The 16387-nt window shown below is 68.6% G+C and carries 15 protein-coding genes; 8 read left to right on the forward strand and 7 right to left on the reverse strand.

Annotated features, from left to right (window positions below):
* Positions 1-67: 67 nt before the first annotated feature.
* Positions 68-328: a hypothetical protein gene (locus ACSHSS_RS21345; protein WP_080560086.1), complete on the forward strand. Its 261-nt coding sequence runs from the start codon at positions 68-70 to the stop codon at positions 326-328.
* 64 nt (positions 329-392) lie between these two features.
* On the opposite strand, the gene ACSHSS_RS21350 is transcribed toward ACSHSS_RS21345, so the two are convergent.
* The 5 genes from ACSHSS_RS21350 to ACSHSS_RS21370 form a co-directional block, all read right to left on the reverse strand.
* A complete protein-coding gene (locus ACSHSS_RS21350) occupies positions 393-722 on the reverse strand; it encodes a DUF3579 domain-containing protein (RefSeq protein ID WP_006397249.1) in 330 nt (109 codons plus the stop codon).
* 23 nt (positions 723-745) lie between these two features.
* Positions 746-2107: a sigma-54-dependent transcriptional regulator gene (locus tag ACSHSS_RS21355; protein WP_006397248.1), complete on the reverse strand. Its 1362-nt coding sequence runs from the start codon at positions 2105-2107 to the stop codon at positions 746-748.
* Positions 2097-3980, reverse strand: a complete 1884-nt coding sequence (locus tag ACSHSS_RS21360; protein WP_006397247.1) for a sensor histidine kinase — start codon at positions 3978-3980, stop codon at positions 2097-2099. Before ACSHSS_RS21360 ends, ACSHSS_RS21355 begins: the two co-directional genes overlap by 11 nt.
* Positions 3981-4119: 139 nt before the next feature.
* Positions 4120-5484, reverse strand: coding sequence for a 2-hydroxycarboxylate transporter family protein (locus ACSHSS_RS21365; protein WP_006412995.1), 1365 nt, complete (start codon positions 5482-5484; stop codon positions 4120-4122).
* A 57-nt stretch (positions 5485-5541) separates the two neighbouring features.
* On the reverse strand, positions 5542-5901 hold the full coding sequence (locus ACSHSS_RS21370; protein ID WP_445545520.1) for a hypothetical protein: 360 nt from the start codon (positions 5899-5901) through the stop codon (positions 5542-5544).
* Between ACSHSS_RS21370 and ACSHSS_RS21375 the strand changes: the two genes are divergently transcribed.
* Genes ACSHSS_RS21375 through ACSHSS_RS21400 form a run of 6 tightly spaced genes read left to right on the forward strand, consistent with a single transcriptional unit; the run spans position 5900 to position 12121 of the window.
* Positions 5900-6751 (forward strand): MetQ/NlpA family ABC transporter substrate-binding protein, encoded by an 852-nt coding sequence (locus ACSHSS_RS21375; RefSeq protein ID WP_217087603.1) that lies wholly within the window; start codon positions 5900-5902, stop codon positions 6749-6751. The two genes, ACSHSS_RS21370 and ACSHSS_RS21375, sit on opposite strands and share 2 nt — an antisense overlap.
* 11 nt (positions 6752-6762) lie before the next feature.
* The gene (locus ACSHSS_RS21380; RefSeq protein WP_006412965.1) at positions 6763-8160 is read left to right on the forward strand and encodes an LLM class flavin-dependent oxidoreductase; all 1398 of its coding nucleotides are present in this window, start codon (positions 6763-6765) and stop codon (positions 8158-8160) included.
* Between the two features lie 18 nt (positions 8161-8178).
* Positions 8179-9354, forward strand: coding sequence for a methionine ABC transporter ATP-binding protein (locus ACSHSS_RS21385; RefSeq protein WP_445545521.1), 1176 nt, complete (start codon positions 8179-8181; stop codon positions 9352-9354).
* Positions 9347-10003, forward strand: coding sequence for a methionine ABC transporter permease (locus tag ACSHSS_RS21390; RefSeq protein ID WP_012216357.1), 657 nt, complete (start codon positions 9347-9349; stop codon positions 10001-10003). The genes ACSHSS_RS21385 and ACSHSS_RS21390 overlap by 8 nt, the downstream gene beginning before the upstream one ends.
* 55 nt (positions 10004-10058) lie before the next feature.
* Positions 10059-10913, forward strand: coding sequence for a hypothetical protein (locus tag ACSHSS_RS21395; RefSeq protein WP_445545522.1), 855 nt, complete (start codon positions 10059-10061; stop codon positions 10911-10913).
* Positions 10910-12121, forward strand: coding sequence for an acyl-CoA dehydrogenase family protein (locus ACSHSS_RS21400; protein WP_445545523.1), 1212 nt, complete (start codon positions 10910-10912; stop codon positions 12119-12121). Before ACSHSS_RS21395 ends, ACSHSS_RS21400 begins: the two co-directional genes overlap by 4 nt.
* Before the next feature lie 28 nt (positions 12122-12149).
* Here ACSHSS_RS21400 and ACSHSS_RS21405 read toward each other — a convergent pair whose 3' ends face one another.
* Together ACSHSS_RS21405 and ACSHSS_RS21410 are read right to left on the reverse strand one after the other, a co-directional pair.
* Positions 12150-12998 carry a helix-turn-helix domain-containing protein gene (locus ACSHSS_RS21405; protein WP_445545524.1) on the reverse strand — a complete coding sequence of 283 codons (849 nt, stop codon included), beginning with the start codon at positions 12996-12998 and terminating at the stop codon, positions 12150-12152.
* Between the two features lie 146 nt (positions 12999-13144).
* Entirely contained in the window at positions 13145-14521 is a 1377-nt protein-coding gene (locus ACSHSS_RS21410; RefSeq protein WP_060042963.1) for an MFS transporter, read from the reverse strand.
* Positions 14522-14769: 248 nt separating this feature from the next.
* On the opposite strand from ACSHSS_RS21410, the gene ACSHSS_RS21415 reads away from it, so the two are divergent.
* Positions 14770-16347: an aldehyde dehydrogenase (NADP(+)) gene (locus ACSHSS_RS21415; RefSeq protein WP_006397235.1), complete on the forward strand. Its 1578-nt coding sequence runs from the start codon at positions 14770-14772 to the stop codon at positions 16345-16347.
* Positions 16348-16387 lie beyond the last annotated feature (40 nt).

Consider the following 16387-nt stretch of genomic DNA (forward strand, 5'->3'; position numbering starts at 1 on the left):
CTCGCCTGCAACTTCGGAAGTTGGTCCATTGATCAGCGTTTCCCTAGGCTTCGTATGGGGACTTCTCGTGACGGGCGCATCGTTCTATGTTTTCAACCGCCTGGACTGGGCCAAGCCGTCACGCCCTGCAGTCGGTTGCGGCGAGTCCTGCGCATCTCACGCTGGCTTGGTCGCGACGATGCTCTTCATTCTTCTATGGCCATCGATCGCGTGTGTAGTGCTCAATGCTATTGCCTACAGACGTTGGTCATTACGCAAATGGTGCATCGCGTTCGTCGTCGTGACCCTGTTGGCGATTCTGTTTCATCTCGCCACCCACGTGACCTGACCGATCAGTCCCACCGATAACGGATGAAATACCCCCGCGATCGTTATGCCAGGTTTCGCATGAATCACCGCACCGCCAACACCGGCGCCGTCTTCACCTCGACAGGCAGATCGTTGTCCGCCGCGAACTGCATCGCGAACTCGAATGCATCCGCGCACACGGCGCGCAGCTCGCCCGACACGAACAGGCATTTGACACCACCGTCGACGACCGGCATCGCCAGCCGCGTCAGCGCGCATGGATAACCGGGCCGCCGCTCGCCGACGAACAACGTGATCACGCCGGCGAGGCGCTCGGGCCAGTCGCTGGGCCGGAAGGTTTTCTGCGCGTGCGTGATGCCGCGGATCAGGAAGCCGTCGAGGCGGCCGTGTTCGGTGATGTCGATGCGATCCATGCCGGTGCGTGTCCTCGTTCGCGTCATTCGCCGCCGTCAGGCGCCGTGTCTCCGCGCGCGGGAATCCGCAGGTGGCGCAGCTTGTGGTACAGCGTTTTCTTCGGCATCCCGAGCGCGATGCTCGCGTCCGCGACGTTGCCGTGGTGACGCCGCAGCATGTCCTCGATCAGCATCCGCTCGAAATACGCGAGCTGTTCGGCGAGCGTGCCGCTCGTCGGGCGCGGGCCGTCGCCCGACAGCAGGCTGTCGCCGGTCAGCCCGAGCACGAAGCGGTCTGCCACGTTCTGCAGTTCGCGTACGTTCCCGGGCCACGCATGTGTCATCAGTTCGGACACCTGAGCCGCCGATACGACAGGCGCCGGCTGTCCGAAGCGCCGCGCGGCGGCGAGTACGAAATGCTCGAACAGCAGCGGCACGTCCTCGCGCCGCTCGCGCAGCGGCGGCAGCTCGATCTGCGCGACGTTCAGCCGGTACAGCAGATCGGCGCGGAACCGTCCGTCCGCGGCGAGTTCGGCGAGATCGGCCTTCGACGCGGCGATCACGCGGCAGTCGACCGGAATCAGCTCGTTCGCACCGAGCCGCTCGACGACGCGCTCCTGCAGCACGCGCAGCATCTTGATCTGCAACGCAATCGGCATCGTCTCGATCTCGTCGAGAAACAGCGTGCCGCCCTGCGCCCATTCGATCTTGCCGATGCGCTTCTTGATTGCGCCCGTGAACGCGCCGGCCTCGTGGCCGAACAGTTCGCTCTCGAAGATCTGTTCGGGCAGCCCGCCGCAGTTCAGCGCGACGAAATGCGCATCGCGCCGGCCGCCGAAGTCGTGCAGGCTGCGCGCGATCAGCTCCTTGCCGGTGCCGGTCTCGCCGGTGATCAGCACCGACACCGACGTATCGGCGAGGCGCAGGATTTTCTTGCGCACGTCGGCCATCGCGGGCGACTTGCCGAGCACGAGCGCTTCGATTCCCTGCCAGTTGTGCAGCGCCGCGCGCAGCCCTTGCACTTCGAGCGTGAGCCGGCGCTTCTCGACCGCGCGCGCGACGCGGCCCGCGATCAGGTCCGACGAAAACGGCTTCTCGATGAAGTCGTACGCGCCGTCGTGCATCGCGCCGACGGCCGTCGAGATGTCGGCGTGACCGCTGATCAGCACGACCGGAATCTGCGAATCGACGGCCATCACGCGTTCGAGCAGCTGCAGCCCGTCGATGCCGGGCATCCGCACGTCGGACACGATGACGACCGGCGCGCCGGGCGCGACGTGCGCGAGCGCGTCGGCTGCCGACGCGAACGCCTGCACCGGAAACCCGGCGAGCGCAACAGCCTGCTCGACGCCGATCCGGACGTTTTCATCGTCCTCGACGACCAGCACGCGAATCTCATCTTCCATGCTCTGTCCTTTGCGGCGTGGCCGCCGCGAATTCGATGGTGAACTGCGCACCGCCGCCGTCACGATTCGTCGCGGCGATCTTCGCGCCGAATCCCTCGACGATCCGCGACGTGATCGCAAGCCCGAGCCCGAGGCCCTGGCCGCGCGGCTTCGTCGTGACGAACGGCTCGAACAAATGCGGCAGCACGTCGGGTGCGATGCCGGCGCCGGAATCCGTCACGGTGAAGCGCACGCGCCCGTGCGCATCGGGCGCGTCGGCGGCGATCGCGATGCGGCGCACCGGCGCGTCGTGAACGGCATCGAGCGCGTTGCCGAGCAGGTTCACGATCACCTGCTGCAACTGGCTCGATTCGGCCGACACGGTCGTGCCGGGCGCGATGTTCACGTCGAGCTGCACACCTTCGTCGCGCAGCCGCGCATCGTAGATCAGCCGTGCATGCGCGACGGCTTCGTTCAGCGACACCGCGACGCGTTCCACGTCGGGCTTGCGCGCGAACGTCTTCAGTTCGCCGGTGAGCACGGCCATCCCGTCGACGAGCTTGCCGATCCGTTCGAGATTCGCAAACGCCTGCGCCGGCTGATCGCGCTCGAAGAACGTGCGCGCGTTGTCGCACAGCGTGCGGATCGCGACGAGCGGCTGGTTCAGCTCGTGCGTGAGGCCGGCCGCCATCTGTCCGAGCACGGCGAGCTTGCCGGCGTGCACGACTTCCTGCTGCGAATCGCGCAGCCGCTGTTCGGTGCGCTCGCGCTCGACGATTTCGCGCTGCATCCTTTCGTTCGCCTCGGTGAGCGCCGCGGTGCGCTGCGCGACGGTCAGCTCGAGCCGATCGTTCGCGCGGCGCAGCGCGTCCTGTGCGCTCAGCCGCGCGGCGATCGCCCGGCGCCGCTGGATCGCATAGCCGACCAGCAGCGCGACGATCAGGAACGCGCCCGTCACGAACACGAATGCCGTCTGCTGCTGGCGGCGCGCGCCGGCGGTGTCGAGCAGCACCATCAGCGAATCGCCGGCCTGCGGCGCGGGACGCGACATCACGAGATAGCGCATGGTGCGGCCCGCGCGATGCGGATCGGGAAACGTGCCGAACCACGCGGCCGCGCTGTGCTCGCCGATGCGGCGGTACGGCAGCGCGTCGACGGTGCGGCCCGCGTACTGGCGCGACGCCTGGATGTCGCGCTGCTGCTGCGCGGTGATCGGGCGCAGCGCGGTGAATTTCCATGCGGGTTCGGTCGAGATCACGACGACGCCGTTGCCGTCCACGACCATCGCCGCGACACCGGGCGCGCGCCACGCGGATTCGAGCGGATCGACGCTGATCTTCGCGGCCGCGACGCCGATCGGCGTGCCGTCGTCGCGTACCGCGCTCGCGAAATAGACGCCCGGCACGCCGGTGTTCGTGCCGATCCCGAAGAAGCGGCCGCTGCCGCGCGCGAGCGCGTCCTTGAAATACGGCCGGTACGACACGTTCGTGCCGACGAAGCTGACCGGCTCGTTCCAGTTGCTCGCGGCGATCACGTCGCCGTGCAGATCGATTACGTCGACCGCGCCGCTGCCTGCGTCGCGGTTCACGGCTTCGAGATAGACGTCGACCGGATGCAGCAGGTCCCGCGCCTGTTGCGGCGACGCCTTCAGCAACGCACGCACGCTGTCCTGCCGCGCGACCAGTGCGGGCAGGATCTCGAAGCGGCCGAGCTCGCTCTTCAGGCTCGATGCGTACAGGTCGAGCCGATGCGCGCCGGCTTCCTCGAGCGCGTCGATCGCGCGTTCCCACGCGAAATCGACGACCGCGCCCGCGACGCCGACATACAGCACGGCCGCCGACGCCCAGCCCCACCACGGGATTCCCTTGAAGCTCTTCTGCACGTTCGCCCTCATCGAAGCCCGCAATCGGTTGCCGCGTCGGCCGTCCAACTGGCCGTCCAACTGGCCGTCCTCAACGACACGCGCCGCGCGCCGGTCGACCCGGCGGCGGCGCGTGCGACGCGGCGTGCGCGACGATGCGCGCGGCCGTGCGTCATCCGAAGTGCGCGAGCAGGATCAGCGTGACCGTGACGACGATCGCGCCGCCGATGCGCGTCGCGATCTGCGCGAACGGCATCAGCTGCATCCGGTTCGCGGCGGTCAGGATCGCGACGTCGCCGGTGCCGCCTTGCCCGCTGTGGCAGGCGTTCACGATTGCGGTGTCGATAGGGTACATCTTCAACAGGCGGCCGACCACGAAACCGGTGCCCATCAGCGTCGCGACGGTCGCGACGATCGTCACGACGTTGACGAGCGTGAACGCGGCGGTCAGCTTGTCCCACGGCGTCATCGCGACGCCGATCGCGAACAGCAGCGGATACGTGACGGCGGTCGAGAAGAACTTGTAGACGACGAACGCGCCTTCCTGCAGCGGCGGCGACACGGCACGCGCGAGCTTCACGAGCACCGCGAGGAACAGCATCGCGACCGGCGCCGGCAGCCCGAACAGCTTGTGCGCCATCAGCCCGACGAGGTACAGCGTGATCGCGGTGATGCCGGCGCCCGCGATATGCGTCACGTCGACCAGGCCGCGCTTTTCCTCGTGTTCCGGCGTCATGTCGCCGGTTTCGCCGACCTGCAGGCGGCCGTTGCCGGTCAGATGCGGCAGGCGCTTGCCAAGCATGTCGAGCGCGCCCGACAGGATGATCGCGGTCAGGCTGCCGAGCATCACCGACGGCAGCACCATCGCGAACATCTCGCCTTGCGGCAGATGCAGGATTTCCGAATAGCCGATCGACAGCGGGATCGCGCCTTCGCCGACGCCGCCGGCCATGATCGGCACGACGATGTACAGCAGCGTGTGGCGCGCGCCGAGGCCGAGCGCGGTGCCGACGGCCGTGCCGACGATCGCCGCGGCGACCGAGCCGAGCGCGAGCGGCACGAAGATCTTCAGGAAGCCCTGGATCAGCACGCGGCGATCCATGCTCAGGATGCTGCCGACGATGATCGATGCGATGAACAGGTACAGGAAGTTCGTCGACTTCGTGAATTCGACGGTCAGGTTCAGCACCGGCTTCGGCAGCACGTGATAGTAGGTGAGCGCCGACGGCACGAAGGTCGCGAAGATCGCGGCCGCGCCGATATTGCGCAGCAGCGGCAGACGCTTGCCGAGTTCCGCGCAGGTGAAGCCGAAGAACGCGAGCACCGCGATCGCCATCGAGATTTCGCCGGGCACCTTGCCCGTCACCGCGAAGCCGACGATCAGCGCGAACAGGATGAGGTAGACCGGCAGCGGAATGATGCCGATGCGGATTTCCATCAGCTTCCACCAGCCTTCGGGCCAGAAGCGCGTGCGCGCGGTCGAACCGGCTTCGACGACCGATTCCGGATGGGACGGGGTAGGGATTGAGGTCTGCAAGACGTGTCTCCTGATGTTGGCAGGCCGGCGCTGGTGCGCGGCATCGTGTGCGCTCTATTACGCAACGGCCGTGCCAGGATTGCGTCGCTTGAGGCGCGCGTAACGCATTGATTTAAAAGGCGTTAGTTTCGTCTGCGGAAAGCCGCCTCGAAGGGCCGTTCCGAGATTTCGGAAAAGGCGCCGGCGGCAGGCCGAGATTTCGGCCAGGTGCGCCGCCGCTCGCGCCGCGCGCCGGTTCGCGCGCCATATCGCCGGATGCGATTTTCTTCGCACAATCGCTTCGTAGACCGTCCCCGTGCCGCTCTCTATCATCGGCTGATCCTTTTCCGATACCGCGACTGTCCGGAGAACGCCTGCGCGTTCGCCGCGGCGGCGCGCATTCGTCGATTCCTCGTTGCACAGGAGAGTGGTTCCCATGCCGCATGCCGTTTTGTCCGTCCGCTTCGTCGCGGCGCGCCTCGCGCGCACCGCCCGGCTGTTCGCGACTGCGCTGTTCGCCGCGTCGCTCGGCATCGCGCTGTCGAACGGCGCGCACGCCGAGTCCGCGCCGCTGAAGGTCGGCATCGCGACGAGTCCGCAGATCGATGCGCTGAAGGTCGCCGCGAAGGAGGCGAAGGCGCAGGGCCTCGACGTGAAGATCATCGAATTCACCGACTGGAATACGCCGAACGCGGCACTCGCGAACAAGGACATCGACGTCAACTACTTCCAGCACATCCCGTTTCTCGAGAACGCGAAGAAGCAGGGCGGCTACGACTTCGTCGCGATCGCGCCCGGCACGATCATGAAGATCGGCCTCTATTCGAAGAAGGTGAAAAGCTTCGGCGAGCTCAAGGACGGCGCGAAGGTCGCGATCGCGAACGATCCGGTCAACGGCGGCCGCGGCTTGCTGCTGCTGCAGCGCGCGGGGCTCATCACGCTGAAGCCGGGCGTCGACTATCGCGCGACCACGCGCGACATCGTCGCGAACCCGAAACATCTGAAGATCGTGCAGCTGGAGGCGTCGCAGCTCGCGCGGTCGCTCGACGACGTCGATCTCGCACAGGGCTATCCGAGCTTCATCAAGCTCGCCGGCACGACCGACCCGAACAGCGCGCTGCTGTTCGACGGCACCGAGAACAAGAACTTCGCGATCCAGTGGGTCGTGCGCCCCGACAGCGTGAACGATCCGCGCATCCGCAAGTTCATCGCGATCTACCAGCATTCGCCGGCGGTGCGCAAGGCGCTCGACAACGCGTTCGGCTCGCTGTACGCGGTCGCATGGTGACGGAGGCGCGTATGGCCAATCGCAAGAAGATCCTGCTTAATGCGTTCAACATGAACTGCGTCGGGCACATCAATCACGGGCTGTGGACGCATCCGCGCGACCGCTCCGCGCATTACACCGATCTCGACTACTGGACCGATCTCGCGAAGACGCTCGAGCGCGGCAAGTTCGACGGCATCTTTCTCGCGGACATCGTCGGCGTGTACGACGTGTTCGGCGGCGGCCCCGAGGTCGCGCTGCGCGAATCGGTGCAGGTGCCGGTCAACGATCCGCTGCTGCTCGTGCCGGCGATGGCGCAGGTCACGCGGCATCTCGGCTTCGGCGTGACCGCGAATCTCACGTACGAGCCGCCTTATCTGTTCGCGCGCCGGATGTCGACGCTCGATCATCTGACCAAAGGCCGCATCGGCTGGAACATCGTGACCGGTTATCTCGACAGCGCCGCGCGCGGGATGGGGCTTGCGCGACAGATCGGCCACGACGATCGCTACGAGCGTGCAGACGATTATATGGACGTCGTCTACAAGCTGTGGGAGCAGAGCTGGGACGACGATGCGGTGATCCGCGACGCGCGCGCACGCGTGTTCGCGCGGCCCGACAAGGTGCGGCGCGTGAAGCACGACGGGCCGTTCTATTCGATCGACGCGATCCATCTGAGCGAGCCGTCGCCGCAGCGCACGCCGGTGCTGTATCAGGCCGGATCGTCCGCGCGCGGCGTCGAGTTCGCAGGCCGTCATGCGGAGTGCGTGTTCGTGAACGGCCAGAGCAAGGCCGCGGCGCGCGCAGCGGCGCTCGACATTCGTGCGGCGGCTGCGCGGCAGGGCCGCGATCCGGCATCGATCCGCATCTTCGCGGGCGTGAGCGTCGTCACGGCCGAGACCGAACGGCTCGCGCGCGAGAAGTTCGACGAGTACCGGCGCTATGCGAGCCCGGAAGCGGGGCTCGCGCATTTCGCGAGCTCGACCGGCATCGACTTCGCAAAGTACGGCCTCGACGAACCGATCTCGTATGTGAAGACCGACTCGATCCAGTCGGCCGTCGACGCGATCTCGCGCAAGAGCACGAGCGGCGCGTGGACCGTGCGCCGCATGCTCGAACAGATGTCGCTCGGCGGCCGCTATGCGCCGATCGTCGGTTCGCCGTCGCAGGTCGCCGACGAGCTGCAGTCGTGGATCGACGAGACCGGTATCGACGGCTTCAACCTGACGCGCACGGTGATGCCCGAATCGTTCGAGGATTTCGTCGACTGGGTCGTGCCCGAGCTGCAGAACCGCGGCGTCTACAAGGAAGACTACGATCCCGCGCCGACGCTGCGCGAAAAGCTGTTCGGCGCGGGCGCGCGGCTGCCGGCCTGGCATACGGGTGCGCAGCACCGGCCGAGCGCCGCGCGCGAATCCGCGCATGCATGACGATCACGGGAGCAAGCGATGACGCATTGGTTCGATACGCTGGGATTCATCGATGCAGCGGCCGCGCAGGCCGGCCCGCACGCCCGGCCGCACGTGCAGCCGGCCGTGGAGACGGGCGGCGCGGCCGTCTCGCTCGAGCACGTCGGCAAGGTGTTTGCGTCGCCGCGCGGGCAGGCCGCCGCGCTGCGCGACGTGACGCTCGACGTGCGGCGCGGCGAGGTGTTCGGCATCATCGGCCGGAGCGGTGCCGGCAAATCGACGCTGCTGCGGCTGATGAACGGGCTCGAACGGCCGAGCTCGGGCCGCGTGCGCGTGCAGGGCGTCGACGTCGGCACGCTCGACGAGGACGGGCTCGTCGCGCTGCGCCGCCGGACCGGGATGGTGTTTCAGCACTTCAACCTGCTGTCGGCGAAGACGGTATTCGAGAACGTCGCGCTGCCGCTGAAGATCGCCGGCGTGCCGAAGGCCGAGCGCACGCGCAAGGCCGAAGCGCTGCTCGAACTGGTCGGGCTTGCCGCGAAGCGCGACGCCTATCCGGCGAGCCTGTCGGGCGGCCAGAAGCAGCGCGTCGGCATTGCGCGCGCGCTGGTGCACGACCCCGAGGTGCTGCTGTGCGACGAAGCGACGTCGGCCCTCGATCCGGAAACCACGCAGTCGATTCTCGCGCTGCTGGCGGACATCAACCGCCGCCTCGGGCTGACGATCGTGCTGATCACGCATGAAATGGAAGTGATCCGCGCGGTGTGCGACACGGTCGCGGTGATCGAGCAGGGCGAAGTCGTCGAGACGGGCCCCGTGTGGCGCGTATTCGGCGATCCGCGGCACGGCGCGACACGCGCGCTGCTCAGCACGCTCGTGCACGACCTGCCGGCCGAGCTCGCGGCGCGCGTGCAGCCGCTGCACGACGAGGCCGCGCTGCCCGACGGCGCGCAGATCGTGCTCGACGTCCGCTATACGGGCGAGAGCGGCGGCGAGCCGGACGTCGGCGCGCTCGCGGCGGCGCTCGGCGGTTCCGTGCGGTTCCTGCACGGCGGAATCGAACGCATCCAGGGCCATGCGCAGGGGCGTCTCGTGATCGCGGCCGCGCCGCACGCGGACGAAGCGGGCGGCACGCGCGGCCACCGTGCGGTTGCGGCGCTGCTCGAACGCGCGCGCCGGCATGCGAATCACGCGGAGGTGCTCGGCTATGTTTGAACTGTGGTGGCCCGAGCTGCTCGACGCGATCCGCGACACGCTGTCGATGGTCGCCGCGTCGGCCGCGATCGCCGCGCTGCTCGGCATTCCGCTCGCGGTGGTCCTCGTGACGACCGCGCCCGGCGGCATCTACGAACGGCGCGCCGTCAACGCCGTACTCGGCGCGCTCGTGAACGTGTTCCGCTCGACGCCGTTCATCATCCTGCTCGTCGCGTTGCTGCCGTTTACGCGCGTGCTGATCGGCACGACGATCGGCGTGTGGGCGGCCGTCGTGCCGCTGTCGATCGCCGCGATTCCGTTCTTCGCGCGGATCGCCGAAGTGAGCCTGCGCGAAGTCGATCGCGGGCTCATCGAAGCCGCGCTCGCGATGGGCGCGAAGCGGCGTCACATCGTGTGGCACGTGCTGTTGCCCGAAGCGCTGCCCGGCATGCTCGGCGGCTTCACGATCACCGTCGTCGCGCTGATCGGTTCGACCGCGATGGCCGGCGCCGTCGGCGCGGGCGGGCTCGGCGATCTCGCGATCCGCTATGGCTACCAGCGTTTCGACACCGCCGTGATGGCGACCGTGATCGTGATCCTGATCGCGCTCGTCTCGGCCGTGCAATTCACGGGCGACCGCCTGGTCCGACGCGTGACCCGGCGCGCTTGAACGGCGCCGCGCGCGCCTGCCCGCTTCATCAACGATCCTGAGAGACCGAATCATCATGACTTTGCCCATCGGCGCACCGCGCGAATGGAACGGACAATTCGAGGAAGCGCTATTCGTCGACGTCGCGCGACGTCATCGTCCCGACTTCCCGGACAAGCTCGCGGCGCCGCCGCGCGAACCGCGCACCGCGGACGAGTTGGCCGCCGTCGCCGACTACTACACGAAGATGGCGTCGCACGACCTGTTCATCGTGCAGGTCGTCGCGAAGGCGATCGATACGCTGTTTCGCGACGATCCGCACTTTCAGCTGATCCTGTCGCGTCAGCTCGGCGACGACGGCGCGCATGCAGCGATCGGCCGCGAACGCGTGACGGAGCTGACCGGCCGCGATCCGCTGCCCGACGTCGACCGGCTCGTCGCCGCGCACTGGGCGCGCATCGGCGATCTCGCGGTGCGCGACCTCGCCGGCTTTCTCGCCTTCGAATGGCATTACGAGCTGCACATCCTCGCGAAGCTGTGGATTCAGCGCAAGACCGGCCGCATCGCGGACGGCGCGATGCGCGAGCATGGCGAGAACCGGATCCGGCCGGACGAGGAATGGCATCGCGTACAGATCGTCAACTGGTGGTTCGCGACGCTGGCCGCGCTGCCTGCGGCGGAGCGCGATGCGCTGATCGATCGCGTGATCGCGGCGGACGAGGAAATGCAGGCGCGCCTCGACGGCTATCTGCACGACGAATATGCGCACACCGCGCACGTGTTCGGCGCGGACATCGCCGACTATCGCGCGATCTACGACGACTGGCGGCGCGAAATGCTGTCGCGGCTGACGGGCCGTCGTCTCGACACGCTCGTGCCGTTGTCGCGCGATAGCGTCGGTCGGGAACACGATCGGGAAGTCGTCGCATGAACGATCCACGCGGCCCGGCGACGCTTGCGCGCGACGACGATTCGCCGGCGATCGACCGCGATGCGCTCGCGCGGACGATCGACGCGCTGCGCGACACGGCGGCCGTACGCGACCGCGCGGGCGGGCATGCGGCGCGCGAGAAGCAATGGCTCGCCGACGCAGGCTTGCTGACGCTCGCGGTGCCGCGCGCATTCGGCGGGCGCGGCGCCGAGTGGCCGGCGATCTACGAGGCGATTCGGCAGATCGCGCGTGTCGACAGCGCGCTCGCGCATCTGGTCGGGTTCCAGTGCCTGCAGGTCGTCAGCATCGACGTGTGGGGCAACGCCGCGCAGCGCGAACGCTATCTGCGCGGCACGGTCGAGCATCGCTGGTGGTGGGGCAATGCGGTCAATCCGCTCGACACGCGGCTCGTCGCGACCGCGACGGCCGACGGCGGCTACCGGCTCGACGGCGTGAAGGGGTTTTGCTCGGGCACGCGCGGCTCGCAGCGGATGACGGTGTCCGCGCACGATCGCGATACCGGGCGCACCGTGTTCGGCGTCGTGCCGACCGATCGCGACGGCATCACCGTCAACGACGATTGGGATCCGATCGGGCAGCGTCAGACCGACAGCGGCAGCGTGCGCTTCGACGCGGTGACGCTCGCGCCCGACGAAGTGCTGCACCGCTCGGAGTCGCCGCCGACGCCGCGTGCGACGCTGCGCACGCTGGTGTCGCAACTCGTGCTGACGAACCTGTTCGTCGGGCTCGCCGAAGGCGCGCTCGAGGCCGCACGCGATTACGTGCTGCAGCATGGGCGGCCGTGGATTCACGCGGACGTCGCGAACGCGAGCGACGATCCGTATACGCTGCAGCGTTTCGGCGACATGCGTGTGCAGGCGGTGGCTGCAGCATCGCTTGCCGACCGCGCGGCACACGCCCTTCAACATGCATGGGTGCAGCACGACGCGCTGAGTGCCGATGCGCGTGCGGAAGTCGCGCTCGCCGTATCGGAAGCGAAGATCGTCGCGCAGCGCGCGGCGCTCGCGAACGGCGAAGCGCTATTCGACGCATGCGGCGCACGCGCGACGGGCGCGTCGCTCGCGCTCGACCGCTTCTGGCGCAACGCGCGCACGCATACGCTGCACGATCCGCTCGACTATCGGCTGCGGGACGTCGGCCGGTTCGCGCTGACGGGCGCGTTGCCGCAGGCGTCGCTCTATACGTGACGACGCGAGCGGCGCCGTCGCGCGCGCGTCAGGCCGCGGGCAAGGCCTCGGCCAGCGCGCGCATCGCGTCGGCCGTCTGCGCATTTGCCGGAAAGAACGCCTCGATTGCGAGTTCCGACAGCGTCACGTCGACCGGCGTACCGAACACGGTCGTCGTGCTGAAGAACGTCAGCTCGCCGGCCGCGGTGCGCAGGCGCAGCGGCACCGCGATATCGGCATAGTCGGTGCGCGTGTGCGTCTCGTCGGGCTGGCCGGGCGGCGCCGGATACGCGGCGAGTTCGTCGCGCAGCGTATGCAGCGTGCGGTCGCCGCTCGCGTCGATCTGCCGTTGCAGACGATGCAGGATGTGCGCGCGCCATTCCTGCCAATTGACGATCTGCGACGCGAGACCATCCGGATGAAGACTCAGCCGCAGGACATTGACGGGCGGCTGCAGCAATGCCGGATCGGCCTGCGCGACCAGCGCGCCGAGCATGCGATTCGCGGCCAGCAGCGTCCAGTGACGATCGACTGCGAGCGCCGGATACGGCTCGTGACCGCGCAGCACCGCTTCGACCGCATGGCGTGCGGCGTCGAGCTGCGGATCGGAGAACGGCCGCTCGCGAAAGAGCGGCGCGTAGCCGGCCGCGACGAGCAGCGCATTGCGTTCGCGCAGCGGCACGTCGAGACGCTCGGCCAGATGCAGCACCATTTCTCGGCTCGGCTGCGCGCGGCCCGATTCGACGAAGCTCAGATGGCGCGCGGACACGTCGGCTTCGAGCGCGAGCGCCATCTGGCTCAGGCGTCGCCGTTGACGCCACGTGCGCAGCAGCGGGCCGACGCCGGACGCACGGCCGGCGGACGGGGGGATCGAGTGGAGGGCGGCGGTCGGGTTCATGCACCGGATGATAAGCAATCCGGTGCGCGGCGGGCATTACCTGCGAGGTAAGCGTCGCGGTGCAGGGCAGGCGGTGCGGTGGCGTACGGGCGACGGCCGAGTGATGGTTTAGCGCCGGCCGGCCCGCCGCCTGGCGCGACGCGCGCTCAGGCCGCCCGATGGCGCAGTTCGACGCGCCGGATGTCCTTCACGATCACGAGATAGCTGAACACGGTGACGAGCGCGTTCAGGCCGACGAACACGAGCGCGCCGTTGAACGAGCCGCTCGCGCCGACGAGGTAGCCGATCGCGATCGGCGCGACGATGCCGGCCGTGTTGCCGAACATGTTGAACAGGCTGCCCGACAGCCCGATCGCCTCTTTCGGCGCGGTGTCCGCGACGACCGCCCAGCCGAGCGAGCCGATCCCCTTGCCGAAGAACGACACGGCCATCAGCACGATCACGAGCGCTTCGCTGTCGACGTAGTTGCAGCCGATGATCACCATCGACAGCAGCATCCCGCCGACGATCGGAATCTTGCGCGCGAGCGTCAGCGACACGCCGCGGCGAATCAGCGCGTCCGACAGCATCCCGCCGAGCACGCCGCCGAGGAAGCCGCAGACGGCCGGCAGCGACGTCATGAAGCCGGCCTTCAGCAGCGACATCCCGCGCGCCTGCACGAGGTAGATCGGAAACCACGTGAGGAAGAAGTAGGTCAGCACGTTCACGCAGTACTGACCGATATAGACGCCGATCAGCATCCGGTTCGACAGCAGCTGGCGCACGTAGTACCAGCCGGCGACGCGCGAGCCTTCGGTGCGCGTGCCGTCGCGGCGCGCGGCCGCGCGTACGACGCCGCCGCCCTGCTCGATATGCTCGAGCTCCGCGCGGTTCACGGCCGGATGGTCGGCCGGGTCCTTCACGACGCGCAGCCACAGCAGCGCGAGCGCGATGCCGGCGAGGCCGAGCCACAGATAGACGTGATGCCAGCCGTACGCGTGCGTGAGCCACGCCATCAGCGGCGAGAACACGACGGCCGCGAAATACTGCGCGGCGTTGAAGATCGCCGACGCGGTGCCGCGCTCGGCGGTCGGGAACCAGCTCGCGACGACCTTCGCGTTCGCCGGAAACGCGGGCGCCTCCGCGATGCCGACCGCGAAGCGCATCGCGAACAGCGCGGCGACGGCGAACGCCGCGCTGCCGCCGAGGCCGATCGTGCTCTGCAGCAGCGTGAACGCCGACCACAGGAAGATGCTGGCCGCATATACGCGCCGTGCGCCGAAGCGGTCGAGCAGCCAGCCGCTCGGCAATTGCGCGAGCACGTACGCCCAGCTGAACGCGGAGAAGATGTAGCCCATCGTCACCGGATCGATGCCGAACGCCTGACGGATCGGCGTGCCGGTGATCGACAGCGTCGCGCGGTCCGCATAGTTCAGCGTCGTGACGACGAACAGCATCGCCAGGATCCAGTAGCGCACCGCGGTTCGGCGTTCGGTGCGCGCGAGGTCGATCGGGAGGTCGCGAGAGGGAGTCTGATTCGTCACTTTGAATGTACGTCATCGTATGACATGGCGACCAGTGTAGGGGCCGCATGCTGGCGTGCAAAGTTCGGGTTTCCCCTTGGTTATCCGGCTGCTAGTCATCGTATCTCCTTGGTGCGCGCCATGCGAACGCGTGCAGCGCGCCTGTCGCAGGCCGGCTTCGGACGACAAGGAAAGCGCGCCGGCGTCGGCAGACATCGTATCTGTTGCGCTACAATGTTCGATCCCACCCGAACCCACGGAGCACACCCATGCAACTGACAGGAGAGATGCTGATCGGCGCCGACGCGGTGGTCGGCTCGGCCGGCACCTTGTACGCATTCGACCCGTCGAAGGGCGCGCCGATCGACGTGCCGGCCTTCGGCATCGCGACGCAGGCCGACGTCGATCGCGCGTGCGAACTCGCGCGCGGCGCGTTCGACGCCTATCGCGCGCAGCCGCTCGCGGCGCGCGCGGCGTTTCTCGAGGCGATCGCCGACGAGATCGTCGCGCTCGGCGACGCGCTGATCGAGCGCGCGCACGCGGAAACGGGCCTGCCCGCCGCGCGGCTGCAGGGCGAACGCGCGCGCACCGTCGGCCAGCTTCGTCTGTTTGCGCGCGTCGTGCGCGACGGCCGCTTTCTGGCTGCGTCGATCGATCCCGCGCAGCCGACGCGCACGCCGCTGCCGCGCTCGGACCTGCGGCTGCAGAAGATTCCGCTCGGCCCCGTCGCGGTGTTCGGCGCGAGCAATTTCCCGCTCGCGTTTTCGGTCGCGGGCGGCGACACCGCCTCGGCGCTGGCCGCCGGCTGCCCGGTGATCGTGAAGGGGCACGAGGCGCACCTCGGCACGTCGGAGCTCGTCGGGCGCGCGATCCGCGCGGCGGTCGAGAAGTGCGCGATGCCGGCCGGCGTGTTTTCGCTGCTGGTCGGGCCGGGCCGCGTGGTCGGCACGGCGCTCGTCAACCATCCGGCGATTCAGGCGGTCGGCTTCACCGGCTCGCGGCAGGGCGGCATGGCGCTCGTGCAGCTCGCGAACGCGCGGCCGCAGCCGATCCCCGTCTACGCGGAAATGAGCAGCATCAACCCGGTCGTGCTGTTCCCGGCCGCGCTCGCCGCACGCGGCGACGCGATCGCGACCGGCTTCGTCGAATCGCTGACGCTCGGCGTCGGCCAGTTCTGTACGAACCCGGGCCTCGTGCTCGCGATCGACGGCCCCGAGCTCGACCGCTTCGAGGCGGCCGCCGCGCAGGCGCTCGCGAAGAAGCCGGCCGGCGTGATGCTGACGCGCGGCATCGCCGACGCGTATCGCAACGGCCGCGGCACGCTCGCCGAACTGCCGGGCGTGCGCGAGATCGGCGCGGGCGAACCGGCGCAGACCGAATGCCAGGCCGGCGGCGCGCTGTACGACGTCGCCGCGCAGGCATTCCTGTCCGAGCCGGCGTTCGGTCACGAGGTGTTCGGGCCGTCGTCGCTGATCGTGCGCTGCCGCGACTTCGACGAGGTCGCGCGCGTGCTCGACGCGCTCGAAGGCCAGCTCACGGCGACGTTGCAGATGGACGCCGACGACAAGCCGCTCGCGCGCCGGCTGCTGCCGATCCTCGAACGCAAGGCCGGTCGTCTGCTCGTGAACGGTTTCCCGACCGGCGTCGAGGTGTGCGACGCGATGGTGCACGGCGGCCCGTTCCCGGCGACGTCGAACGCGGCGTTCACGTCGGTCGGCGCGACCGCGATCGACCGCTTCCTGCGGCCGGTGTGCTACCAGGACTTCCCGGACGATCTGTTGCCCGAAGCGCTGCAGCAGGACAATCCGCTTTCGATTCCGCGGCTGCGGGACGGGAAGGCGGAGTGATGGGCTGAACGCGTCGTTTCGGCGGGCGGTCGGCCGCCGG

It is taken from the genome of Burkholderia sp. BC1 (assembly GCF_052683555.1).

Coding starts and splice junctions, on each gene's coding strand:
- ACSHSS_RS21415 (WP_006397235.1), top strand. CDS start 14,770: ATGCAACTGACAGGAGAGATGCTGATCGGCGCCGACGCGGTGGTCGGC.
- ACSHSS_RS21380 (WP_006412965.1), top strand. CDS start 6,763: ATGGCCAATCGCAAGAAGATCCTGCTTAATGCGTTCAACATGAACTGC.
- ACSHSS_RS21385 (WP_445545521.1), top strand. CDS start 8,179: ATGACGCATTGGTTCGATACGCTGGGATTCATCGATGCAGCGGCCGCG.
- ACSHSS_RS21355 (WP_006397248.1), bottom strand. CDS start 2,107: ATGGAAGATGAGATTCGCGTGCTGGTCGTCGAGGACGATGAAAACGTC.
- ACSHSS_RS21350 (WP_006397249.1), bottom strand. CDS start 722: ATGGATCGCATCGACATCACCGAACACGGCCGCCTCGACGGCTTCCTG.
- ACSHSS_RS21390 (WP_012216357.1), top strand. CDS start 9,347: ATGTTTGAACTGTGGTGGCCCGAGCTGCTCGACGCGATCCGCGACACG.
- ACSHSS_RS21405 (WP_445545524.1), bottom strand. CDS start 12,998: ATGAACCCGACCGCCGCCCTCCACTCGATCCCCCCGTCCGCCGGCCGT.
- ACSHSS_RS21370 (WP_445545520.1), bottom strand. CDS start 5,901: ATGGGAACCACTCTCCTGTGCAACGAGGAATCGACGAATGCGCGCCGC.
- ACSHSS_RS21375 (WP_217087603.1), top strand. CDS start 5,900: ATGCCGCATGCCGTTTTGTCCGTCCGCTTCGTCGCGGCGCGCCTCGCG.
- ACSHSS_RS21400 (WP_445545523.1), top strand. CDS start 10,910: ATGAACGATCCACGCGGCCCGGCGACGCTTGCGCGCGACGACGATTCG.
- ACSHSS_RS21395 (WP_445545522.1), top strand. CDS start 10,059: ATGACTTTGCCCATCGGCGCACCGCGCGAATGGAACGGACAATTCGAG.
- ACSHSS_RS21360 (WP_006397247.1), bottom strand. CDS start 3,980: ATGAGGGCGAACGTGCAGAAGAGCTTCAAGGGAATCCCGTGGTGGGGC.